This is a genomic window from Paenibacillus sp. P3E, assembly GCF_001909045.1.
Lineage (GTDB): Bacteria > Bacillota > Bacilli > Paenibacillales > Paenibacillaceae > Paenibacillus_AQ > Paenibacillus_AQ helianthi.
On record NZ_LVWH01000081.1, the window covers coordinates 37,879 to 59,266 of the forward strand.

Consider the following 21,388-nt stretch of genomic DNA (forward strand, 5'->3'; position numbering starts at 1 on the left):
TATTATAATTCAAATAGTAAAATTTACGATTTGAGGAGTCGATCAATCAAATGTTATTCAAGAGCCTGCACAGGGGCGTGCTGCTTACGCTGACTTTGCTGGTATTTTTGCTGCTTGCAGCTTGTGGTCCGAAGAGCAGCGGAAGTATCGTCAAAGGTAAAGTGAATGTGATTACTACTTTTTATCCCATATATGAATTTGCCAGTGAGATTGGCGGGGATGATATTAATGCCATCAACCTGCTGCCAGTGGGCGTAGAGCCGCATGATTGGACACCGCGCAGCCAGGATATTATCAATACCTCCAAAGCTCAGCTCTTCCTGTATAATGGTGCCGGGCTGGAAGGCTGGGTGCCAAATTTCCTCAAGAGTCTGGATAGTGACAGCAAGGTCCAAGCAACCCAGGTCAGCAAGGGTGTTGATTATATTATGTCCGATGAGGAAGACGGGCATGATCATGGAGGAGAAGGTGAAGCAGGGGGAGAAGTAAGTACGGATACTCTGCATACTGACCCTCATACTTGGGTAAGTCCGAAGTCAGCGCTGATTATGGCTAAGAATATAAAAGAAAGTCTTCAGTCCGTGGACCCCTCACATAAGGATGGTTATGAAGAACGTTATAACAAGCTTGCCGAACGTTTAGAGACGCTGGATCGTAAATTCACCTTGGAGCTGACGAAGCTGCCCAATCATGAGATTGTGGTTTCCCATCAGGCCTTTGCTTATCTGGCCCGTGACTACGGTTTGACACAGCATGCCATAATGGGGCTGTCGGCTGATGCAGAGCCGCGAAGTCAGGACTTGCTTAAGCTTGCTGATTTGGTGAAGAAGAAGGGCATCCGCTACATTTTTTTCGAGGAGCTGGTGTCTGACAAACTGGCGAAAACCCTCGCAGGGGAAGCCGGGGTATCCACGATGGTGCTCAATCCGGTTGAGGGACTGACAGAGGCGCAAGAGAAGAATGGGGACAACTACTTTACATTGATGGAGAAAAATTTGCAAAATCTCATTCTGGCCTTACAATAAAAAGGAAAGTATAAGTGAAAGGCGGTACTCACATGCAATCGGTATCCCTGGACTGCCATCAGCATATGATCGAAATACAGGATTTATCCTTTTCCTATGGAGAGCAGAAGGTAATTACAGACCTCAATTATACCGTGAAGGAACGGGATTTCCTGGGCATTATTGGTTCGAACGGCGCCGGTAAAACCACGCTTCTGAAAATGATTGTCGGCCTGCTCCCTGCAACAAGCGGTGAAATTAAGTTGTTCGGACAGCCGGTCAGAAAATTCAAGGATTGGGAACGGATCGGCTATGTGCCGCAGAAGAATGCATTCAATCCTCTGTTCCCTGCGACGGTGCGGGAGGTTGTGTTGTCCGGACTATATAATAACAAAAACCTGATCCGCAGAATATCCAAGGCGCAGCAGCAGAAATGCGACGATGCGCTGGAAGTGATGCGGATCCAGGACATCGCGGAGAAAAGAGTCGGTCAGTTGTCCGGCGGCCAGCAGCAGCGCGTCTTTTTGGCCCGAGCGCTGATCAATCATCCCGATCTGCTGATTCTGGACGAACCTACGGTCGGCATTGACGCCGAAACTCAGGCCGGATTCTTCGAATTGATTATGCATATGCATGCGCATCACCACATGACATTCCTGATGGTGTCGCATGACATAGACATGATCAAGAATTATCTGGGTAAGGACCCTGTGCAAAAAAACGGCAAAATCAATTTCTACTGCCGTCACTCTCATGACGCACAGGATTGCGCAGTAGATAACCTGCAGCATACACTTTCCTAGACTATTGCTTGGCTCAGGTCGTCCATAGTACAACATAGGACGACCTGGTCTTTGCTCTAGTCTTTTGGATTTACGTTCTTAATCTTTAATTCAAATCTTTAAGCTCTAATCTTTAAGCTCTATTCTTGAAGCTCTTAGTCTTTACTCGGACCTAGATCCCGTATGGGTATAGCGTGTCCCGTTCAGGGACGAAAAGCGATCCTTCCTCTCACGTCTCCAAGCACCATCTAACTGTTCACTTACGCCTGTTGCACTTAGCCCGGTGTCCAGAGGGCAGAGCCCTTGGGGCCCTCCCTTGGAAGGGAGGGTTTGGGAGGGATCGAAAAGGGGTTTGAACTCGCTTTTTGAAATAAAGATTCGCTAAGTATTTGATATTCAGAGGAGATACTTATCTTGGACATTCTATTCAGTGATTTTTTTCAGCGGGCGCTTGCAGGCGGGCTCATGATTGGCATTACCGCCCCGCTCATTGGTGTGTTTCTGGTGTTGCGCCGCTTGTCCATGATCGGTGATACACTGGCACATGTGACGATCGCAGGGGTTGCGCTCGGGTTCTTGACAGGTTTCTACCCGCTGGGGGCGGGGCTGATCTTTGCGGTAATGGCGGCATTCGCCATCGAGAAGCTGCGCAAAGCATACAAAAGCTACGCCGAGCTATCGATCGCCATCATTATGTCAGGCGGTGTAGCGTTGGCTTCGCTTTTTTTCACCTTGGGCAAAGGGTATAATGCGGATGTGATGAGCTACTTGTTCGGCAGCATTTATACACTCGATAACACCGATCTCGTAGTAGTGGGTATTGTGACCGTTGCGGTTGTGGTTGTGGTGACCCTGTTCTTCAAAGAATTTTTCCTGCTTAGCTTTGAAGAGGATGCGGCCAGCGTAAGCGGCCTGCCTGTAAAGCTGCTTAATATGTTGATTACAGTCCTAACAGCGCTTGTCATCAGTACAGCTATCAAAATTGTCGGCTCATTGCTGGTGTCGGCCCTGCTGACCATTCCCGTGGCAATCAGCCTATTGCTCTCGCGGAGCTTCAAGTCCTCGGTCATGCTGTCGGTTGTCATTGCTGAAATTGCGGTTGTGGGAGGGCTGGTAGTTGCGGGTATTTGGAATCTTGCACCTGGTGCGACGATTGTCCTGCTGCTGATCGCGCTGCTGACCCTGACCCTGATCGGTAAAAAAGGGCTGCCGGCGTAAAATAGCCTGTGGGAGTATCCGTTCATACGAAGTGACCCCTAACCCGGAAGGAGAGAAGCCACTTTGTCCAACCTGAATGCCGGAATTGCTTTTGCCGCTGGGGTTGCGTCGTTTATATCTCCATGCTGTCTGCCGCTATACCCGTCATATCTGTCCTATATCACCGGTTTGTCCGTTCAGGAATTAAAAGCAGGCAGCAATACCCGGAAGGCCCGGTTCCGCACCTTAAGCCATACGTTGGCTTTTATTCTTGGATTGTCTGCGGTGTTCTATACGATCGGTTTTGGAGCAGGTTTGTTTGGAGAAGTATTCCAGGAACAGCGCGACCTGATCCGTCAATTATCGGCTATTCTTGTGATATTGATGGGGCTGTTCCTATTAGGCATCTTTCAGCCGAAGTTTCTCCTCCGGGAACATAAACTCAATATGAAGTGGAAACCTGCAGGATATTTAGGTTCATTCATTCTGGGAATTGGCTTCTCGGCAGGCTGGTCTCCGTGCATTGGGCCGATCCTGACGCCGATCATTGCGCTTTCAGCCAGCGATCAGGGGGCCTGGTTTACGCTGATTACTGCCTATTGCATCGGGTTTGCGCTTCCTTTCTTTGTACTGGCCTTCTTCCTCGGGGGAGCCCGGCGGATTCTCAAATATTCCAATCTGCTTATGAAGGCAGGCGGTGGACTCATGATTTTCATGGGACTATTGCTGTTCACAGATCAGATGTTCCGCATCACCATATGGCTGCAAGGAATCACACCTGACTGGTTAAAATTTTAGGTGAAATAATCGATCCCCGCTTCCGGAAAATGTTCAAAAATCCGCTCTGTGATAAATTCCCGCAGGGCGGTTTGCTGTTCATCGGGATAAACGTATTTATACTGGCCCCAGCGGCCCCATTTCTTTTTGCGTTTCTCGATGTCCATTTCCAGTTTCGATTTCGGATAACGCTTCTCGATGACAGTCTTGGCCGTCTTGGTGAACCGGTGCTGAATCATCTCAAAAGTGAGGCCTTTGCCCGTCTCCGGCGGCAGCGTCTTAGCCAGCTTCTCAAGCAGTTCGGCATAGCCTTCCTGCCAGCCCTCATGCCAAATGATCGGAGCGATGATGAAACCAAGCGGATACCCTGCACGGGCGATTTTTCCGGCAGCTTCAATCCGTTCCTCGAAGAGTGAGGTCGCCGGCTCAAAATTTTTAATTACATAATCAGCGTTTACGCTGAACCGGACCCGGGTATGTCCGTTATGCTTCAAATGGAGCAGCGGCTCGACATGCTGGTATTTGGTAACAAAACGCAATCTTCCCAGCGGCTCTTCTGCCATGAAGTTAATTAGTTCTGCAAGAGAACCTGTGATATGCTCAAGCCCCAGTGGGTCTGAGGTACATGCTGCTTCAAAAGAAGTAATCTCTGGAGCGCGCTCCTCAATATACTTTTTGGCAGCGCCGATGATATCCTCTGTATTTACATAGACACGGATATACGGCTTGGTACCCAGCGTTGTCTGCAGGTAGCAGTAATGACAATGCCCCATACAACCGGTGGCAATAGGAATTGCATAGTCGGCAGAGGGCTTGGACTGGTCGAAGGTTAAGGTTTTGCGGATGCCCACTACGAGGGTCCGTTTAGCAATTTTATATTGCTCGACCTCCGAATCTCCCGGAAGATTCGTGATCCGGTTGTGTGAGGTAGTCATGCGGTATGGGATATTCTGTGATTTGACCCATTCCATAATCCGCGCGCCTTTGGGGAACTTTAGTGCCTCCGGCTCAAAAAAAACAAGTTCTGGAATAAACAGTCCGGTGGGCTTTCTTGGTTTCTTGGCGGAAGGGCGTTCAGGCACTGCTAAAGTCATGAATTCACGCTCCTTATGAATGAGGATATGGTTATTGTGCCGAACAAAGGCCTGCGGAAACCGTGGTAAACATCGCTAATGGATGCGGGAACTGTGTCGCAGGACTTGCCAAGGAGCGGCAGAAACATGTATCATTGTTAGAGCAAGGTTGGCCCCCGCGCCACGCTCATTATAGAAAAGAGGTAAAGTTTAATGCCAACACCCAGCATGGAGGATTATTTGGAGCGCATATACAAGCTCATCGACGAGAAGGGTTATGCGCGGGTCTCGGATATTGCCGAGGGACTGGAAGTACACCCCTCCTCTGTGACCAAGATGATCCAAAAACTGGATAAGGACGAATATCTCATCTATGAGAAATATCGTGGGCTTGTCCTAACAAGCAAAGGGAAAAAAGTGGGAAAACGTCTCGTTGACCGTCACCAGCTGCTGGAGGAATTTCTCGGCCTCATCGGAGTGCAGCAGGAGCATATTTATAAGGATGTCGAAGGAATCGAGCATCATTTGAGCTGGGACTCCATTACGCGTATTGAGACGCTAGTGGAGTATTTTCGCCGTGATGAAGCGCGCCTGCAGACCTTATACGATATTCATCTTGAACTCGTCAGCGACTCATAAATGATGCAGTTTTTGTATGTATACCGCAACCTTTCCAGTTTTTTTACGTCATAACGGGTAACGTTCTTTTTTTGTTTTCAGGACTCCGTTTGACAAGTGAAACGGCCGTCTCCCTTTAACAAGGACGAGAGGGCCGTTTTCTTTTGTTTATACAACAATCTTATATTATACCGGGGAGGAAATATGAACTACCGTAAATGGATGCTAGGAGTTATGGTGTTGTTGTTGTGCCTGCCTTTAGGGATGACTGGCGTTAGAGCGGCGGCCCTGCAAATCACGATTGAGCTGGATGGCGAGACGCTAAGCCCTGATGTGCCGCCTTATATTACATCATCGAATGTAACTATGGTGCCTGCAGGTGTAGTCAGCAAGGGGCTGGGTGCAGCAGTAGAATGGGATCAGAACACCAGGACGGCGACGATCAGCAAAGGGGAGAATGTGCTTAAACTGACCAGCGGCTTAAAGACTGCACTTGTCAATGATAACGCAGTAGGCCTGGATACCTCGGTACAAATTGTGCAAGGACGGGTGATGGTTCCTCTGCGCTTCGTGAGTGAACAGCTTGGACTGCAGGTGGTATGGAATCAGGCAGCTAAACATATCGCGCTATATTCTAACGCCGAGATTGGCGGACCCTCCACACCGTCAGTGCCTACAGTGCCAACACCAAGCGTACCAACACCGGCCGTGCCGAAACCGACGGTACCACCAACACCGACGGTTCCTTCAATTCCTGGGGCGAAAACGTCCAAAGAAATGAAGGGTGCCTGGATCTCCACAGTGTTCAATCTGGACTGGCCATCGACATCTTCAGCAGGCAATGAGACCAAGCAGAAGAAGGAGTTCGACACTTTGCTGGACAAGCTGCAAAGTGCCGGATTTAACGCTGTATTCGTACAGGTCAGACCCTCTGGCGACAGCCTGTATCCTTCTGTGCTCGTTCCCTGGTCCAAGGTGCTGACCGGGACGCAGGGTAAGAATCCGGGTTATGATCCACTGGAATATATGGTCAGCGCCACCCACAACCGAGGCATGCAGTTCCATGCCTGGTTCAATCCGTTCCGTGCGACTACAGATGCCAGCACGTCAGGCCTGGCCAGTAATCATGTGGCGAAAGCCCATCCGGAGTGGGTCGTCTCAGCAGAGAACAAGCTCTACATCAATCCAGGTATTCCTGAAGCGCGTCAGCATATCATCGATACCGTAATGGAAGTGGTAAAAGGATATGACATTGATGGCGTTCATCTGGATGATTATTTTTATCCATCCGGTGTATCGTTTGCCGACGATGAGGCATTCAAAGCCTATAATCCCAAAGCGATCAGCTCCAAAGGGGATTGGCGAAGAGATAATATCAACGATTTCATCAGCCGGCTGGGTCAAGCGATTCATGGAGTGAAGTCCAATGTCTCTTTTGGTGTCAGCCCGTTTGGGGTCTGGCGCAACAAGAAAGCCGACAGTACCGGGTCCGACACCACGGCAGGTGTATCTGCTTATGATGACATGTATGCAGATACGCGGACCTGGATACGCAGCGGCTGGATCGACTATATTGCACCGCAAATTTATTGGAGCCTGTCCTTCAGTGCCGCCCGTTATGATAAGCTGGTGGACTGGTGGGTGAATGAGGTGAAGGGTACAGGAGTCAAGCTGTACATAGGACAGGCCACCTACAAAGTAGGAACCGACAAAAGTGCCGAATGGCAAAGCGGAGAACAGATTATCAACCAGCTGAAATATAATGAGAAATATGATGAGGTAGCCGGCAGCATTATGTTCAGAGCGAATGATATTGTGACCCGTGATCCATTTGGATTAGCCAGTTTACTGACCTTTTATTTCAAGTCATGAAAATTCCCCCGTGCTCATAGATAAGCTATAGGATCTATGGAACGGGGGATTGCTATCTATGGAGATCAATGCCGTGTTTGAAGGCGGGGGTGTCAAAGGGATCTCGCTCGCAGGAGCAGTTCAGGCTTCAGAGCGGGCGGGGGCGGTGTTTAAGCGGGTGGCGGGAACCTCTTCAGGCTCCATCATCGCCTCACTGCTTGCGGCAGGTTATGACGGAGAGGCGATGAGCCGGATCATTAAGGGAACAAGCTTCTCCTCTTTTCTGAAACGGGGGGCGCTCTACAATACGGCTTATGTGGGCCCTGCAGTGCGCGTGTTGATCAAAAAAGGGCTGTATTCCGGAGAGGCACTGGAGTCGTGGATACGGGGGATTCTGAAGGAAAGGGGGCTTGTCACCTTTGGGGATTTGCCCCGAGGCAAGTTATCCATTATCGCTTCCGATATTACGAATGGGCGTCTTATTGTACTGCCTGATGACTTGGAGCAGTATGGTATATCACCGGAAGGCTTCGAGGTATCCAAAGCTGTGCGGATGAGCTGCAGTATTCCGTATTTTTTTGATCCGGTGAGGCTGAGGCTGAGCGGAGAGGCAGCCAAGGGTAAGCCATTTGCCGACCAATTTGTCTATATGGTGGACGGGGGCCTGCTCAGTAATTTTCCGCTGTGGCTGTTCGATGAGAAAGAAGAAGGCTTCAAGAGCCCTGGACGCAGAGTTCCAACCGTAGGCTATCAGCTGATCGGCAGAACAGAACCGCAGCCCCATCGGATTACAGGGCCTTTCAGCATGCTGCAGGCGATGGTAGGCACCATGCTGTCCGCCCATGATGAACGATACATTGAAACTGAGAAATTTGTGCGTACGGTCAAAATCCCCACCTTGGGCATCTCGATGACTCAGTTTAATATCTCAACAGAGAAAAGTGACGAGCTTTATACCGCAGGGTACAAGGCTGGGGAGGATTTTTTCAAAAATTGGCGGCCGATTCCGAAGCCAACGATTTTCTAATAGGCTTATTAGTATAAAAAAAGGCCTTTCCACATTAGCTGTAACGTGGAAAGGCCTTTTGAAATCTATCTTTTAGAGGACGGCGAAGCTTCTAATGATATTTGGGAAGCTGCTCGTCGTTCTTCCCCTTGCTGCCTTCAATCACCTGAAACGGATAGGTCTTGCGTTTCCCCGTTGTAACTGGCTGCGTCTTGCGAAGACCGGCGACCTTAGCCATGGTTTTTTGCGAAGGTTTTACTTTGGTTTTGGATCTGCCAGAACCCTGTCCATAGCCCGTCTTAGCTGACCGGTAAGCATAAAACACAATCCCTAAAAGCAGTAACGGTATAATCAAAGACGTCAGTGCCCGGAACCCAAACATCATAAACTGTGATACTAGACCCAATACCGCAAGTGATACTGTTATCCAAAAAATCAAAGCATGTTTGATCATAGACCACTCATCCTTTCGCAGGATCCAAAATTCCGCCTGACACACTTGCTTCCGAATAAGCCCCTGCTTCGATTGCGGCATCCAGCTCCCGCATCCGGTTGAACGAGGCGATGGAGACCTCTACCATTTCATCTTTGGGTTCTTTGGTAGTGAGCAACTGCAGCCACAGTCCGGGATAGCCCAGGTACTTCAGTCCCGGAATATCTCTCACGGCATTGGTTCCTTTCAGAACCTCAAAGGAGATGCCGATTACGACCGGCAGCAGTACAATACGCTGCACTACACGTTCCACCAGGCTATCCCAAGGGAACACCGAGTAGATGATGACACCCAGGATGATCGTCAGCATCATGAAGCTGCTTCCGCAGCGGTAATGCAGACGACTGTATTTCTGGACATTCGCTACAGTGAGCTCTTCACCGGCTTCAAAAGCGCTGATGACCTTGTGCTCGGCACCATGGTACTGGAACAACCGCTTGACCACAGGAGTCTGGGAAATAGCCCAGAGATAGACGAGCAATAGAATCAGCTTAATTCCGCCTTCTACGAGGTTGTGCAGAATGTAGTTATCAAATGCATCCTTAAACAAAAAAGTTTCTACAAAGACAGGAACAAGGGTGAAGATCAGCTTGCCGAAGAGGAATGATAAAATACCCATAACTGCTACGCCAAAAATCATCCCCAGGCTCCAGCCCTCTTCCTTCTTCTTGGCTTTCTCCTGCTGTTTGGCTAGATCTTCAGGCTCTGCAGAATCCTCTGCATAGGATTCTGCAGAGTAATTCAAGTGTTTGGAGCCTTTGGCGCTGGAATCTATAATACTGACAAGGCCGCGGAGAAGCGGAATCTTGCGCAGCTTGACAACCCAGCTCTTATCGCTTCTCGGCACCTCCAAAAATGTGATTTCCTGATTCTTCCTTCTTACGGCTGTTACGTTAATATGCTTGCCGCCGAACATAACGCCTTCAATGACGGCCTGCCCGCCGTAACTTGGAGTTTCTTGGGACAACCAATTCACCTTCCCGTGTATTAATGTGATTTATATAATACATTGTAACTAATTTATGCTGACATTGCTAGTTGGATTGCCTTTTGCTGTACATACTAGGAACAAGGAGCAGAGAGACAGCAAAAGCATTCCATCCATTGAAAGTGAGGTAGCAGAATGAGCAAACCCTATACACAAAAATCGGAGCATACCAACCTATGGACTTTCTCCTTGGAACTGGGTTATTTCGCCGGACTGATCTGGGGAGGAGCGCGCTGGCTGATGTATGCCATGCATTTTACAAAAGTGCTCCCGGGATTTTTGGCCGAGCCTTTTTTTAAACATGATTTTTTGAAGACTTCGGCGGGACATCTTATAGGATATCTATTTTTTATTGCCAGTTCGGTTATAGCGACCTTGCTCTATGTACTGCTCTTCCGCAAGCTGAAGGGGCCGTGGCCAGGAATGATATACGGGGTGCTGTGGTGGTCGGTGATCTTCCTTGCCGGATCATGGCTGTTCCTCCAGCAGCGGCCATTTCGGCTGCCGTGGAACTCCGTAATCAGTGAGTTCTGCATCTTTTTACTCTGGGGATTATTTATTGGATATACGGCGGCAATCGAGTATACGGATGAACGAAAACGTGAACAGCAGACAAAGCTTGCCTGAACGCCCGAAAAAACTTCTCAAGGGCATGACCCTATGTTAAAATACAATGTGGCTATTTCGAGAGGAGAATGAAAATGGGCAACAAGCGTGTCTCCAAGCTGCGGAAGGTTTTGCAGGAACAGGGATTGGATGCAATCTTAATAACCAGCGGCATTAACCGCCGCTATTTGAGCGGATTCACCGGTTCTTCCGGTTATGTTCTGGTTACTGGCGATGACAGCTATCTGCTGACAGACTTCAGGTATATGACGCAGGCGGCGGAACAGGTAACAGGCATGAAGATTGTTCAGCATGGTTCGAAGTTTATTGACACTGTCCGCGAGCTGCTGCAGGGTGCGGATGTCCGTATCGGCTTCGAGCAGGATGATGTGACTTTCAGTGCCTATACAGCTTATGCGGCTGCATTGCAGCCGGCGGTGCTGGTGCCGGTCTCCAAGGCTGTAGAGAATCTGCGGGCGTTCAAGGATGAAGACGAACTGGCGGTTATGCAGCGTGCGGCCGATCTGGCGGATGCTACGTTCAGCCACATCCTGAATGTGATCAAGCCCGGCATGACTGAACGTGACGTGGATCTTGAAATGGAATTCTACATGCGCACCCACGGCGCAACCTGTTCTTCGTTTGATACGATTGTCGCTTCCGGTGAACGGTCGGCGATGCCGCATGGTGTGGCAAGCAGTAAGGTCATTCAGAACAATGAATTCGTAACCTTCGATTTCGGTGCACTGCTGGACGGCTACTGCTCGGACGTAACTCGTACCATAGCTTTGGGTTCTCCGGACCCCAAGCTGAAAGAAATTTACGATATTGTGCTTGAAGCTCAGCTCCATACGCTGGCAAATATCAAGCCGGGAATGACCGGACGGGAGTGCGATGCGTTGGCGCGTGATATTATCACCCGCTATGGCTATGGGGAATATTTCGGACACAGCACAGGGCATGGTTTGGGTATGGAGGTTCATGAATACCCTCGGTTGTCCAAGCTGGCTGATGAAATTATGCAACCGGGCATGGTCGTTACTGTGGAGCCGGGCATTTACTTGTCCGGACTTGGCGGTGTGCGGATCGAAGATGATATCGTAATCACCGAGAGCGGTATTTCGCTGCTGACTCATTCTTCAAAGGATTATTTGGTACTGTAAGACTGCTTTAATCAGGTAAATTATTGATTCCAGGAGGGATTTTTAGTGATTTCAGTTAACGATTTCAAAACAGGCTTGACCGTAGAAGTAGAGGGTGATATTTTTACTGTCATCGATTTCCAGCATGTGAAGCCAGGTAAAGGTGCCGCATTCGTGCGCTCCAAGCTTAAGAACCTGCGCAACGGCAACACCGTTGAGCGTACCTTCCGTGCAGGTGAAACCATTGGCCGCGCCATCATCGAAAACCGTGGAGTACAATATCTGTATGCAAGCGGATCGGAGCATGTATTCATGGACAATGAAACCTACGATCAATTCGAGCTGTCCGCCAAACAATTGGAATGGGAGCTTAACTTCCTCAAAGAAAATATGACCGTAAATATCGTCAGCTTCAAAGGTGAGATCCTAGGTATTAACCTGCCTACCAGCGTTGAACTGAAGGTTACCGAAACAGAACCGGGCGTTAAAGGGAACACGGCGCAAGGCGCAACCAAAGCAGCTGTACTGGAAACAGGCCATACGGTTCAGGTTCCGCTGTTCATCAATGAAAACGATGTTCTGCTGGTTGATACACGTGAAGGTAAATACATTTCCCGCGCGTAGGAACTTCCCAGAGCAGAGATGCCATTTTTTCTACACCAGCCTCCCCGCATATGCGGAGGGGCTTTTTTGGTACTATTAGGTTCGCCAGAAACTCTGTTGAGTTAAGAATTTTTGTGAAACCATTAACGCATGAGGTGTTTTTCGTATTATACTGGTTTAAAGCACGAAATTAATTCTAGGCTGTTACATAGACCGAAATAGGGAGTGAAATGGACTTTGTCACTTTATGTCATGAAATTCGGAGGCAGCTCCGTCGGCGACATTGAACGAATGAAACGCGTTGCGGGGCGCATCGCAGCCAAGCAGGATGAGGGTCACCGCTGTGTTGTGGTTGTATCCGCTATGGGAGATACTACGGATGAATTGATCGATCAGGCCAAGCAGCTGAACGGGCAGCCGCCTGCACGCGAAATGGATATGCTAATGACCACCGGAGAACAAATCTCAGTGGCACTGCTCTCCATTGCCCTGCATGGGATTGGCCGCAGCGCTGTATCCTATACAGGATGGCAGGCAGGCTTTCGGACGGACGAGACACATGGCCGGGCACGGATCAATGAAATCGTTCCACGCCGCGTCCTAGAGTCACTGGAGCGTGAACAGATTGTAATTGTGGCCGGTTTTCAGGGGATGACCCTGGACGGTGAGATTACCACACTGGGCCGTGGAGGCTCGGATACCACAGCAGTAGCGTTGGCCGCTGCCATCAAAGCGGATGTCTGTGAAATCTACACGGATGTGGACGGCATTTATTCAACGGATCCGCGTATTGTAAAGACAGCGCGCAAGCTGAAGGAAATCTCTTACGATGAGATGCTGGAGCTGGCTAATCTGGGAGCAGCTGTGCTGCATCCACGGGCTGTAGAATATGCGAAGCGATATCAAGTGAAGCTGGTCGTCAGATCGAGCTTTAATCATAATGAAGGTACTGTTGTGAAGGAGGAAGCAAGCATGGAGCAGGGTGTAGTAGTTAGCGGAATTGCTTATGACAAGAATGTGGCGCGGATTAGTATTTTGGGCGTGCCCGATGAGCCGGGTGTGCTGGCCCAGGTCTTCGGCAAGCTTGCCGAAGAGGGGGTTGACGTCGATATTATCGTACAGAGCGGTGTTCAGAACGAGAAGGCTGACTTCTCCTTTACCGTCGCACTGAGCGAGCTGGCGCATGCCAAAGAAGTGATCGAGGGGCTCCATAGCGCGCTTCCTTACCGCGAAGTCACTTCCGAGGATAATCTGGTCAAGGTATCCATTGTCGGCGCGGGGATGGTCAGCCATCCTGGTGTAGCGGCGCAAATGTTCGAAGTGATCTCCAAGGAAGGTGTGAGCATCAAGATGGTCAGCACCTCCGAGATCAAAGTGTCGTGTGTCATTGAGTCCAGCAATCTGCAAAAGATCATCCAGGCGCTTCACACCGCCTACAATCTGGATACAGAAGAGCAGGCATTTGTGGGTGGACCCAAAGACCGCCGCTAGAAGCCTTACTCATATGAAATGCCCCGAAGCCTTAATTGGCCTCGGGGCATTTTTTTATCCCAATCTTCTGAACCGGCCAACAATCTCCACAGTCTCCAGTACGTTGACGAACGATTTGGGGTCTGTCTCAAGGATTGTCTTGCGCAGCTCTGCCAGTTCGTAGCGGGTGGTTACGGTCATGAGCATGGTATTGCCCTCGTGGCTGTATCCGCCTTCCGCATTGACTACAGTGACGCCATGGGGCAGGCAAGTAAGACGGCTCAGCATCTTTTCGCGCTCCTTGGTGACAATGAAGCAGGTCAGCTTGATATGGCGGATATGAATCATATCGACTACGCGGCTTTTGACGAAAATACAGAGCATGGCGTACAGGGCGGAGTCCCAGCTTTTGAAGAAGCCCAGGCTCAGTATGACCAGTCCATCCATTACAAACAGTACTGTGCCCATCGGAATATCGCGTTTGCGGGTAATGATGGAGCCCAGGATATCAAATCCCCCGGAAGATCCTCCGGCACGAAGTGAGAAGCCTACCCCCCCTGCGATGATAACTCCGCCAAAGATACTTGCCAGAATAGGGTCTTTGGTCAGCTTGATTAACGGAATAATGTTGAGAAACCATGTGGTCGATACGACCGACAGCAGACTATAGCAGATGTATTTTTTTCCCACAGCGACAAAACCCCAAATCAGGATGGGCAGATTGATGGCGAAATAATACAGTGAAATGTACTTTGGATGGGTTAGATAACCGATGACGGATGCCGTTCCCGCAACTCCGCCGCTCAGTAGCTGATGCGGAATGAGGAACAGACGCAGCCCGCTCGCTAACAGAAAGGCCGAGAAAATAATGATGGCGACTTCTTTGACTTGTTTGGCTACGGGCCCTGAAACGAGCGGCACTACAACATTGCGAACTTGCATGACATGAATCCCCTCTTCTTCCGATGTCTAAATAGTCTGTCCAACAACGAACACTTATATTTTCCAAATCAACTTATTTGAAACGTGCAAAATTTATTTTATCATACTGATGATATTTTTTTATAGAGGGGGGCACTATGATTTCTTTCACACTTTGATTGGTATAATCGTTCATTTCTTCTTGTCTAAAGCGAGCCCATCCCGCATATCTATGGATAACAGCACGAAATATCGTGAGAATTCTAGGATAAGATTTTTGGAAAGGAGTGAAAAGGATTGGACAAGTATGTGAGCTGGATGGCAGCGCTGCGGTTGCTCTCGGGCAGTGTGGAAATAGCGGCGGCCCTGATCATGTTGAAGCTGAACCAGGTGGACAAGGCACTTGCGGTTAATTCAGGATTGGCTCTCGTAGGACCGACTATTCTGATTTTGACTACGGCGGTCGGTCTGACGGGGATGGCGCAGGAGCTGTCATGGGGCAAGCTTGGCTGGATTGGCTGCGGGGTAGCCTTTCTCTTAATCGGAATTCTAAAAAAATGATAGATGATAGTCATAAAGCACGCGTACAAGCATAAGTATGGATTAAAGCTATTAAAGAAGAGGACAACTTGGGGGTACTCTGCATGGCTAATGAATGGCTGCTATTGTTTCCTGAAAAAGTTAGGGCGTTGCTGAGAGGCTTACCGGCTCCGCTGCTCGAAAAAGTGGAAGAGATCCGCGTCCGCGAAGGACGTCCGCTGGAAATTAATTATTCCGGGGGCAAATACCATTTTCTCGGCCCAAGTGGAAGTCTGACGTTGAACCCTGAAGAAGCGTACAAGCCGGACCGGGAAGATGCGCACCGGCTGCTGGACCTGATCAGCAATCATTCGCTCTATACAATGGAAGAGGAGCTTCGCAAGGGGTTCATTACGATCCCCGGGGGGCACCGGATTGGATTGGCCGGGCGGACTGTGCTGAGCGGCGGGGGCGTGGAGCATCTACGGGACATTACCGGTTTCAATGTGCGAATTGCACGGGAGGTGCCGGGCATTGCCGACGGCGTTCTGCCTTACCTGCTCGACAAGGGCCGGCAGCGGATCATGCATACGCTGATTCTCTCGCCGCCGCAGCATGGCAAAACCACTTTGCTGCGCGATCTTGCCAGACAGATCTCAGCAGGTGGAAAGAACGTGCGAGAGGGCAGCCGGCCCGGTCTGAAGGTCGGCATCGTTGACGAACGCTCTGAAATCGCCGGCAGCCGCCGCGGCATTCCCGCTTTTGATGTCGGACCCCGGACAGATATCCTCGACGGGTGCCCCAAAGCCGAAGGCATGATGATGATGATCCGTTCGCTCTCGCCCGATGTGCTGATCGCCGATGAGATCGGCCGCCTTGAGGATGCCGAAGCGGTGACCGAAGCGCTGCACGCGGGCATCTCGGTCGTAGCTTCGGCTCACGGCAAGGAAGTATCCGAGCTGGCCCGGCGGCCCGGCCTGGGCGCACTCTTGGAGCATCGGATGTTCGAGCGCTATGTCATCCTGCACCGGGCAGAAGCGGGATTGACCTTCCGGATATTGGACGGGCAGAAGCGCAGCCTGTTGCTGGTCTCGCCTGGGGAAGCGCTGGGCGGTGAACGCCATGCTTAAGCTCTTCGGAGCGGTGCTTATCGTCCTGGCAGGCACGCTGGCCGGCTTCAAGCGGGCTGCACAGTATGCAGACAGGCCGCGGCATATCAGAGGCCTGATTGCAGCCCTGCAGCGGCTGGAGACCGAGATTCAGTACGGCTATACCCCGCTGCCGGAAGCGCTGCGCCGCATCGGGATGCAGTCGAAGGAGCCGCTGAAAGCTTTTTTCACCACTGCGGCCGTGGAGATGAGCCCCCCGCTGGACCGGAGCGCCGAAGAAGCGATCTCGAAGGCGATGGAGGAGCACTGGAAGGCGGCTTCGTTGAAAGGCACGGAGAAGGAGATACTCCGTCAGCTCAGCTGCACGCTGGGCACAAGCGACAGATCGAATCAGAGCACTCACATCGCGCTGGCTTTGCAGCAGTTGAAACAGGAGGAGACAGTGGCCAGAGAAGATCAGGGCAAATATGAAAAAATGAGCAAAAGCCTGGGTCTGCTGCTTGGAGCATTGATCGTCATATTGATCTTTTAGCGAGGTGCCAGGAATGAATATTGAAGTCAACGCAATCTTCCAAATTGCCGGCATCGGCATCATTATCGCCATGATCCACACGGTGCTAAAGCAGATGGGCAAGGAAGACATCGCCCACTGGGTAACCATTGTCGGCTTTATCATCGTGTTGTTTATGGTCATCCGCATGCTGGACGGCCTGCTCCAGGAAATTAAAACGATTTTTCTTTTTCAATAGGCCAAGGCTATGGAAATCATTCAAGTGGTGGGAATTGGGCTCTTGTCGACGGTCCTGATACTCGTACTAAAGGAACAAAAGCCGATGTTCGCCTTCCTGCTGACCACTGCCGCAGGCATTCTGATCTTCCTGTTCCTGATCGGCAAGATCGGAACGATTCTGGGGACGCTGGAGCGGGTGGCGGAGTCCTCGGGAATGGAAATGATCTACATCAAAACCGTATTCAAAATTATCGGGATTTCCTATATCGCAGAGTTTGGAGCGCAGATTGTGCGCGATGCCGGGCAGGAATCCATTGCTTCCAAGATAGAGCTGGCCGGCAAGGTGCTGATTATGGTGCTGGCCGTGCCGATTATCAGCATTATTATCGAGACGGTGATGAAGCTTCTGCCGGCATGAGCTAGCCACTTGACGGCAGAAGAAGTTAGAAGCAGAGCGGGGGAAAGGGTATGTGCGTGCGCAATGTTTTTCGGCCACCAAAACTAAAAACAATCCTGCTCCTTCTGCCCTTCCTCTTGTTGCTGCTGTGGGGCTCAGGAACGGCCTTTGCAGCCCCCACTACACCACCTACACCTTCACCGCAGCCCTCAGCTCAGGGAGGTTCTTCCGCAGTAGACCACTGGGTGAAGGGGCAGGTGCAGAATCTGCCTACAGGCGAGGTAGAGTCATACTGGAATCAGCTGATGAAGGACTACGGGGGATTTTTTCCGGAAGGCAAAACACCTTCGCTGATGGATATGCTGCTTCCGGGAGACAACGGCCTAAGCTTCAAAAGCGTAATGTCCGGCCTGACCTCCTACATGTGGCATGAGGTGCTATTCAATGGCAAGCTGCTGGTAACGATCGTTATGATCAGTGTGCTCAGCATGATTCTTGAGACGCTGCAGACCGCTTTTGAACGCAAATCGGTTAGCAAAATCGCCTATATGCTCTGTTACATGGTTGTGCTGGTCATTGCCGTGAACAGTTTTAATGTAGCTATAGGATATGCAAAGGATGCCATCGACCATATGTCTGACTTCATGATGGCCATGATCCCGCTGCTGTTCGCGCTGCTGGCATCCATGGGGAATATCGTGACAGTCTCCGTCACCCATCCGCTGATTGTATTCATGATCCATACCGTGAGCACGCTCATTCATACCGTGATTTTCCCGCTGTTCTTCTTCTCGGCGGTGCTGCATCTGGTGAGCGCGATGTCGGAGAAATACAAGTTAACCCAGCTCGCCAATCTGCTGCGAAATGTCGGTGCCGGACTGCTGGGTGTACTGCTGACCGTGTTTCTTGGAGTCATCTCCGTCAGGGGAATTACCAGTTCGGTGACGGATGGAGTAACCCTCCGCGCCGCCAAATATATTACAGGAAACTTTGTGCCGGTCATCGGCAAAATGTTCGCGGATGCCACCGATACGGTGATTTCTGCATCGCTTCTGGTGAAGAACGCCATCGGGCTTTCAGGTGTCATTATCATTTTGTTCCTTTGCGCATTTCCGGCCATTAAAATACTCGTGCTCGCCCTCATCTACAACGTGGCTGCAGCCGTAATGCAGCCCTTGGGCGAGACGCCGATTGTTACTTGTCTGCAGACGATCGGCAAGAGCATGATCTACGTGTTCGCGGCACTGGCCGCCGTATCGCTCATGTTCTTCCTGGCCGTCACGATCATGCTGACCGCCGGAAATGTCACCGTCATGATGAGGTGAGGCACAAACTGTAGGGAGGAAAGACAATGACCTGGTTGGGCGGTTGGCTTAGGGAACTTATTCTGGTGGTGCTGCTGGCCGCTTTTGTGGAAATGCTGCTGCCTAGCAAATCCATGGAGCGGTATGCCAGGCTGGTGCTTAGCCTTCTGGTGCTGCTGACCCTGCTTAGCCCGATTGTGGCCCTGCTGAAGGGGGATGTCACCGGAGAGCTTAGCCTGGCTATGAATCAGCAGGAGAAGAAAGGCGGAGTGTTCTCGGGAGCAGGGAAAGGAGCCGGTTCTCTGGAGAAGATTCTGGCAGACGGCCGGGTGCTGGCGGCAGGAGCGCAGGAGCAGAGCCTGAAGCTAGCTGCTGAAGAGGTTGCCGGGCAGATGCGTAACCAGATTGCCGGGATCACTGGGGTGCAGGGTGCCAAGGTTACGGTGACACTGGGGATGGGAAAAGCCTCTGATACCACTCAGGGTGAAGCAGTGCCGGTGATAGCTTCGGTGAAGGTTTCTTTTCCACCAGCAGTCTCTGCCTCAGGCAGCGGTAGCGGGCCGGCGGCGGGCACAACAACAGGCTCCCCCTCAGAGCCGATTGTTATTACACCAGTAGAGCCGGTACAGGTTAATCTGGGCTCTGATACCGATGAGGATTCCGCTGCAGCATCCGCAACATCCTCACCTGACATACCGGAGGGCAGCAGTGCCACACCTGGAAAAGGGACGGACCAAGACCAAACCGAGTCGATCATCAAGCTGCTGGAGCAGAACTGGAATCTGAGCCGGGAAGTCATTCAGGTGCAGAAGAGCACTGCCGGAGAAGCAAAACTGTAAACCTGACCAATCACGCAAATGCAGGGAGGATAAGAGATGGGCAACTGGCTGAAAAAACTGGAGCAATGGGCAGGAGGCGGCGGTTCCGGCAGTCCGAAGAGGAGTCATACCTTCCGCTGGCTGATCATTCTCGGGCTGCTCGGCGCTGCGATTATGCTGTTCAACTCCTTCGTGAATGTGAAGAAGCTGGACAGCGAGAATACGGGGCGTGAGCCACCGCCAATCGAAAGTTCACAGGCGACCCTGCAGCAGGGGGATGGAGCAGCCTCTAATTCTTTTGGCACCATTGAACAGGCGATGGAGAACCGCACCAAAGAGATTCTGGAGAAAATCGTCGGCGTCGGCACAGTGGACATCATGGTTACTGTGGATTCTACAGAGGAAATCGTAGTACAGCGCAATATGAACGATTCCCAGCAGCAGAGCGAAGAGACGGATGCCAGCGGCGGTAAACGTCATACCACACAGTACACAAGGGATGGCGAAATCGTCACCTACAGCCAGTCAGGCGATGAAACTCCGATTATTACCAAGCGGATCAAACCCCAGGTGCGCGGTGTACTGGTTGTCGCCAAAGGGGCAGAGAACAAAATTGTCAGGGGTCTGATTGAAGAGGCGATTGAGAAAGGCCTGAACGTGCCAAGCTACCGTATTTCCGTAGTTCCGCGCAAGCAGGAATAGCCGATTCATAAGTACTGAAGTGCATGCTAACAAAACTAAGCGAATGCTTCCGGAGTGAGTTTTGTACGAAGTGAATCCAGGGAGTATATGCTAACAAAACTTTTAGGAGGAATTAAAAATGAAGGGCAAACGACAGACAATTTGGTTGGTTTCCATGCTCAGTTTGATGGTGGTTCTCTCCGCATACTATTTATTCACGGAAGACTCTGGCGTCTCTCTTCCCAAAGAAACGGCTGGCAGTATGCAGGTGGATAATATTAAAAGCGGAGCTGACGGAGCCCAGTCTCCTGCTCTGGACAGCGGACTGGTTATCAACGAAGTATCTACCCAAGGGGTTGCCGGGGATGCAGGCAATGCCACAGTGAAGAAAGACAGCAGCACAGCTGCCGTTACAGATGACAGTAGTAAGGCGGCCACATCGAATGATAAAGACAAGGCTGCCAATGCAGTAACCGATGAGGATAGCACAGCCGCTGATGCCGGCAATTCCTCAGAAAAAGCGATTACAGCAGAAGCCGATAAGACACCGGCTCCGACTTCAGACCCTACTGCAAGTCCCTCCAAAACAGACAAAAATAACACGAAAACAGGCAAAGACAGCGCAGCCGCCAATACGGAGAAGAATCCAGCTAAAGGCGACGCTGCAATCCTGGACGAAGTAGCTTCACAAAGTGTTTCAGCCAGCAGCCTATTTACCAACTATCTGTACGAACGCGAGCAGAAGAATCTGAAAGATCAGAACGATCTGCTCGCCACAATCAATAACATGGATAAGACCCCTGCCGAGAATGCGGCAGCCAATGAGCAACTAAATAAGCTGGAGGAAAAGGAATCCAAAATTACCAGCGTTGAGGATCAGCTGCAGCAAAAGTACGGTGAAGCCATTGTCAAAGAGGAATCCGGCGATACCTATACTGTTGTTGTCCTCAGCGACAAGCTCGATGTGAAGCAGGCGGTTGGAATTGTAGACCTCGTTATGAAGGAACTGAGTGTTCCACAGGATAAGATCAGAGTCCAATATGTATCCGAGCAATAATATCCATTTGAGAAAAATAACAGAAAATGCCGAAAGAGCTCGGGTTATCCCGGGCTCTTTCCATTTCTAGCGTTTGTGATATAATACATAAAGTTATCTTGGAATATAAGAAGAATAAGTGACACATTGTTTTTCTTTTTTATATTTCTTGCAAGAAGCGGGTATCTGAAAGCGTTTCGGGTAAAACTGCATGTCATTTGAAGCATACGCTTCCTGAGAAGAACGGAGAAGCCTTTTTTGCT

General features: G+C 50.6%; 24 protein-coding genes. 20 read left to right on the forward strand and 4 right to left on the reverse strand.

Going from position 1 to position 21,388, the window contains the following annotated elements; translation table 11 throughout:
- Positions 1–50: 50 nt before the first annotated feature.
- The 4 genes from A3842_RS08455 (at position 51) to A3842_RS08470 (ending at position 3,781) form a co-directional block, all read left to right on the forward strand.
- Positions 51–1,025, forward strand: a complete 975-nt coding sequence (locus tag A3842_RS08455; RefSeq protein WP_074101075.1) for a metal ABC transporter solute-binding protein, Zn/Mn family — start codon at positions 51–53, stop codon at positions 1,023–1,025.
- 32 nt (positions 1,026–1,057) lie between these two features.
- The gene (locus tag A3842_RS08460) at positions 1,058–1,807 is read left to right on the forward strand and encodes a metal ABC transporter ATP-binding protein (RefSeq protein ID WP_074101076.1); all 750 of its coding nucleotides are present in this window, start codon (positions 1,058–1,060) and stop codon (positions 1,805–1,807) included.
- 393 nt (positions 1,808–2,200) lie between these two features.
- Complete coding sequence (locus A3842_RS08465) at positions 2,201–3,004, forward strand: metal ABC transporter permease (RefSeq protein WP_074101077.1); 804 nt, start codon at positions 2,201–2,203, stop codon at positions 3,002–3,004.
- Positions 3,005–3,067: 63 nt separating this feature from the next.
- Positions 3,068–3,781 carry a cytochrome c biogenesis CcdA family protein gene (locus A3842_RS08470; RefSeq protein ID WP_074085306.1) on the forward strand — a complete coding sequence of 238 codons (714 nt, stop codon included), beginning with the start codon at positions 3,068–3,070 and terminating at the stop codon, positions 3,779–3,781.
- Here the strand turns inward: A3842_RS08470 and splB are convergent.
- Entirely contained in the window at positions 3,778–4,854 is a 1,077-nt protein-coding gene (gene splB / locus A3842_RS08475; protein ID WP_074101078.1) for a spore photoproduct lyase, read from the reverse strand. The genes A3842_RS08470 and splB overlap by 4 nt on opposite strands.
- A gap of 192 nt (positions 4,855–5,046) precedes the next feature.
- On the opposite strand from splB, the gene mntR reads away from it, so the two are divergent.
- The 3 genes from mntR (at position 5,047) to A3842_RS08490 (ending at position 8,329) form a co-directional block, all read left to right on the forward strand.
- On the forward strand, positions 5,047–5,472 hold the full coding sequence (mntR, locus tag A3842_RS08480) for a transcriptional regulator MntR (RefSeq protein ID WP_019909637.1): 426 nt from the start codon (positions 5,047–5,049) through the stop codon (positions 5,470–5,472).
- 183 nt (positions 5,473–5,655) lie between these two features.
- Positions 5,656–7,323, forward strand: coding sequence for a family 10 glycosylhydrolase (locus A3842_RS08485; protein WP_074101079.1), 1,668 nt, complete (start codon positions 5,656–5,658; stop codon positions 7,321–7,323).
- A gap of 58 nt (positions 7,324–7,381) precedes the next feature.
- Positions 7,382–8,329 carry a patatin-like phospholipase family protein gene (locus A3842_RS08490; protein WP_074085303.1) on the forward strand — a complete coding sequence of 316 codons (948 nt, stop codon included), beginning with the start codon at positions 7,382–7,384 and terminating at the stop codon, positions 8,327–8,329.
- A gap of 91 nt (positions 8,330–8,420) precedes the next feature.
- Here A3842_RS08490 and A3842_RS08495 read toward each other — a convergent pair whose 3' ends face one another.
- Together A3842_RS08495 and A3842_RS08500 are read right to left on the reverse strand one after the other, a co-directional pair.
- Positions 8,421–8,663, reverse strand: coding sequence for a hypothetical protein (locus tag A3842_RS08495; RefSeq protein WP_256701596.1), 243 nt, complete (start codon positions 8,661–8,663; stop codon positions 8,421–8,423).
- 106 nt (positions 8,664–8,769) lie between these two features.
- Positions 8,770–9,717, reverse strand: a complete 948-nt coding sequence (locus A3842_RS08500) for a DUF1385 domain-containing protein (protein WP_143186213.1) — start codon at positions 9,715–9,717, stop codon at positions 8,770–8,772.
- 207 nt (positions 9,718–9,924) lie between these two features.
- Between A3842_RS08500 and A3842_RS08505 the strand changes: the two genes are divergently transcribed.
- The 4 genes from A3842_RS08505 to A3842_RS08520 all read left to right on the forward strand — a co-directional run bounded on the left by A3842_RS08505 (position 9,925) and on the right by A3842_RS08520 (position 13,631).
- Positions 9,925–10,416 (forward strand): YqhR family membrane protein, encoded by a 492-nt coding sequence (locus A3842_RS08505; protein ID WP_074101080.1) that lies wholly within the window; start codon positions 9,925–9,927, stop codon positions 10,414–10,416.
- A gap of 74 nt (positions 10,417–10,490) precedes the next feature.
- Positions 10,491–11,558, forward strand: coding sequence for a M24 family metallopeptidase (locus tag A3842_RS08510; RefSeq protein WP_074085299.1), 1,068 nt, complete (start codon positions 10,491–10,493; stop codon positions 11,556–11,558).
- Positions 11,559–11,603: 45 nt separating this feature from the next.
- Complete coding sequence (gene efp / locus A3842_RS08515) at positions 11,604–12,161, forward strand: elongation factor P (RefSeq protein WP_074085298.1); 558 nt, start codon at positions 11,604–11,606, stop codon at positions 12,159–12,161.
- A 216-nt stretch (positions 12,162–12,377) separates the two neighbouring features.
- Positions 12,378–13,631: an aspartate kinase gene (locus tag A3842_RS08520; protein ID WP_074085297.1), complete on the forward strand. Its 1,254-nt coding sequence runs from the start codon at positions 12,378–12,380 to the stop codon at positions 13,629–13,631.
- A 54-nt stretch (positions 13,632–13,685) separates the two neighbouring features.
- Here the strand turns inward: A3842_RS08520 and A3842_RS08525 are convergent, their stop codons facing one another.
- The gene (locus A3842_RS08525) at positions 13,686–14,552 is read right to left on the reverse strand and encodes a YitT family protein (protein WP_074085296.1); all 867 of its coding nucleotides are present in this window, start codon (positions 14,550–14,552) and stop codon (positions 13,686–13,688) included.
- A 276-nt stretch (positions 14,553–14,828) separates the two neighbouring features.
- Between A3842_RS08525 and A3842_RS08530 the strand changes: the two genes are divergently transcribed.
- From A3842_RS08530 to A3842_RS08570, 9 genes are all read left to right on the forward strand, one after another.
- Complete coding sequence (locus tag A3842_RS08530; RefSeq protein WP_371915991.1) at positions 14,829–15,092, forward strand: YqhV family protein; 264 nt, start codon at positions 14,829–14,831, stop codon at positions 15,090–15,092.
- Between the two features lie 83 nt (positions 15,093–15,175).
- The gene (gene spoIIIAA / locus A3842_RS08535; protein ID WP_074085295.1) at positions 15,176–16,180 is read left to right on the forward strand and encodes a stage III sporulation protein AA; all 1,005 of its coding nucleotides are present in this window, start codon (positions 15,176–15,178) and stop codon (positions 16,178–16,180) included.
- On the forward strand, positions 16,173–16,691 hold the full coding sequence (gene spoIIIAB / locus A3842_RS08540; protein WP_074085294.1) for a stage III sporulation protein SpoIIIAB: 519 nt from the start codon (positions 16,173–16,175) through the stop codon (positions 16,689–16,691). The genes spoIIIAA and spoIIIAB overlap by 8 nt, the downstream gene beginning before the upstream one ends.
- Before the next feature lie 13 nt (positions 16,692–16,704).
- Complete coding sequence (gene spoIIIAC / locus A3842_RS08545) at positions 16,705–16,908, forward strand: stage III sporulation protein AC (protein WP_020426549.1); 204 nt, start codon at positions 16,705–16,707, stop codon at positions 16,906–16,908.
- A 9-nt stretch (positions 16,909–16,917) separates the two neighbouring features.
- On the forward strand, positions 16,918–17,307 hold the full coding sequence (gene spoIIIAD / locus A3842_RS08550; protein WP_039875230.1) for a stage III sporulation protein AD: 390 nt from the start codon (positions 16,918–16,920) through the stop codon (positions 17,305–17,307).
- 50 nt (positions 17,308–17,357) lie between these two features.
- On the forward strand, positions 17,358–18,611 hold the full coding sequence (gene spoIIIAE, locus A3842_RS08555) for a stage III sporulation protein AE (RefSeq protein WP_074085293.1): 1,254 nt from the start codon (positions 17,358–17,360) through the stop codon (positions 18,609–18,611).
- Positions 18,612–18,637: 26 nt separating this feature from the next.
- Positions 18,638–19,429, forward strand: a complete 792-nt coding sequence (spoIIIAF, locus tag A3842_RS08560; protein WP_074101081.1) for a stage III sporulation protein AF — start codon at positions 18,638–18,640, stop codon at positions 19,427–19,429.
- Between the two features lie 36 nt (positions 19,430–19,465).
- Positions 19,466–20,110: a stage III sporulation protein AG gene (spoIIIAG, locus tag A3842_RS08565; RefSeq protein WP_074085291.1), complete on the forward strand. Its 645-nt coding sequence runs from the start codon at positions 19,466–19,468 to the stop codon at positions 20,108–20,110.
- Positions 20,111–20,228: 118 nt separating this feature from the next.
- Positions 20,229–21,146 carry a SpoIIIAH-like family protein gene (locus A3842_RS08570; protein WP_074101082.1) on the forward strand — a complete coding sequence of 306 codons (918 nt, stop codon included), beginning with the start codon at positions 20,229–20,231 and terminating at the stop codon, positions 21,144–21,146.
- Positions 21,147–21,388: the final 242 nt, after the last annotated feature.

What these genes read in the sequence shown, in the direction of transcription:
- A3842_RS08455 (WP_074101075.1), top strand. Translation starts at nt 51, where the DNA reads ATGTTATTCAAGAGCCTGCACAGGGGCGTGCTGCTTACGCTGACTTTG.
- A3842_RS08460 (WP_074101076.1), top strand. Translation starts at nt 1,058, where the DNA reads ATGCAATCGGTATCCCTGGACTGCCATCAGCATATGATCGAAATACAG.
- splB (WP_074101078.1), bottom strand. Translation starts at nt 4,854, where the DNA reads ATGACTTTAGCAGTGCCTGAACGCCCTTCCGCCAAGAAACCAAGAAAG.
- mntR (WP_019909637.1), top strand. Translation starts at nt 5,047, where the DNA reads ATGCCAACACCCAGCATGGAGGATTATTTGGAGCGCATATACAAGCTC.
- A3842_RS08485 (WP_074101079.1), top strand. Translation starts at nt 5,656, where the DNA reads ATGAACTACCGTAAATGGATGCTAGGAGTTATGGTGTTGTTGTTGTGC.
- A3842_RS08490 (WP_074085303.1), top strand. Translation starts at nt 7,382, where the DNA reads ATGGAGATCAATGCCGTGTTTGAAGGCGGGGGTGTCAAAGGGATCTCG.
- A3842_RS08500 (WP_143186213.1), bottom strand. Translation starts at nt 9,717, where the DNA reads ATGTTCGGCGGCAAGCATATTAACGTAACAGCCGTAAGAAGGAAGAAT.
- A3842_RS08505 (WP_074101080.1), top strand. Translation starts at nt 9,925, where the DNA reads ATGAGCAAACCCTATACACAAAAATCGGAGCATACCAACCTATGGACT.
- A3842_RS08510 (WP_074085299.1), top strand. Translation starts at nt 10,491, where the DNA reads ATGGGCAACAAGCGTGTCTCCAAGCTGCGGAAGGTTTTGCAGGAACAG.
- A3842_RS08525 (WP_074085296.1), bottom strand. Translation starts at nt 14,552, where the DNA reads ATGCAAGTTCGCAATGTTGTAGTGCCGCTCGTTTCAGGGCCCGTAGCC.
- spoIIIAA (WP_074085295.1), top strand. Translation starts at nt 15,176, where the DNA reads ATGGCTAATGAATGGCTGCTATTGTTTCCTGAAAAAGTTAGGGCGTTG.
- spoIIIAB (WP_074085294.1), top strand. Translation starts at nt 16,173, where the DNA reads ATGCTTAAGCTCTTCGGAGCGGTGCTTATCGTCCTGGCAGGCACGCTG.
- spoIIIAC (WP_020426549.1), top strand. Translation starts at nt 16,705, where the DNA reads ATGAATATTGAAGTCAACGCAATCTTCCAAATTGCCGGCATCGGCATC.
- spoIIIAD (WP_039875230.1), top strand. Translation starts at nt 16,918, where the DNA reads ATGGAAATCATTCAAGTGGTGGGAATTGGGCTCTTGTCGACGGTCCTG.
- spoIIIAE (WP_074085293.1), top strand. Translation starts at nt 17,358, where the DNA reads ATGTGCGTGCGCAATGTTTTTCGGCCACCAAAACTAAAAACAATCCTG.
- spoIIIAF (WP_074101081.1), top strand. Translation starts at nt 18,638, where the DNA reads ATGACCTGGTTGGGCGGTTGGCTTAGGGAACTTATTCTGGTGGTGCTG.
- spoIIIAG (WP_074085291.1), top strand. Translation starts at nt 19,466, where the DNA reads ATGGGCAACTGGCTGAAAAAACTGGAGCAATGGGCAGGAGGCGGCGGT.
- A3842_RS08570 (WP_074101082.1), top strand. Translation starts at nt 20,229, where the DNA reads ATGAAGGGCAAACGACAGACAATTTGGTTGGTTTCCATGCTCAGTTTG.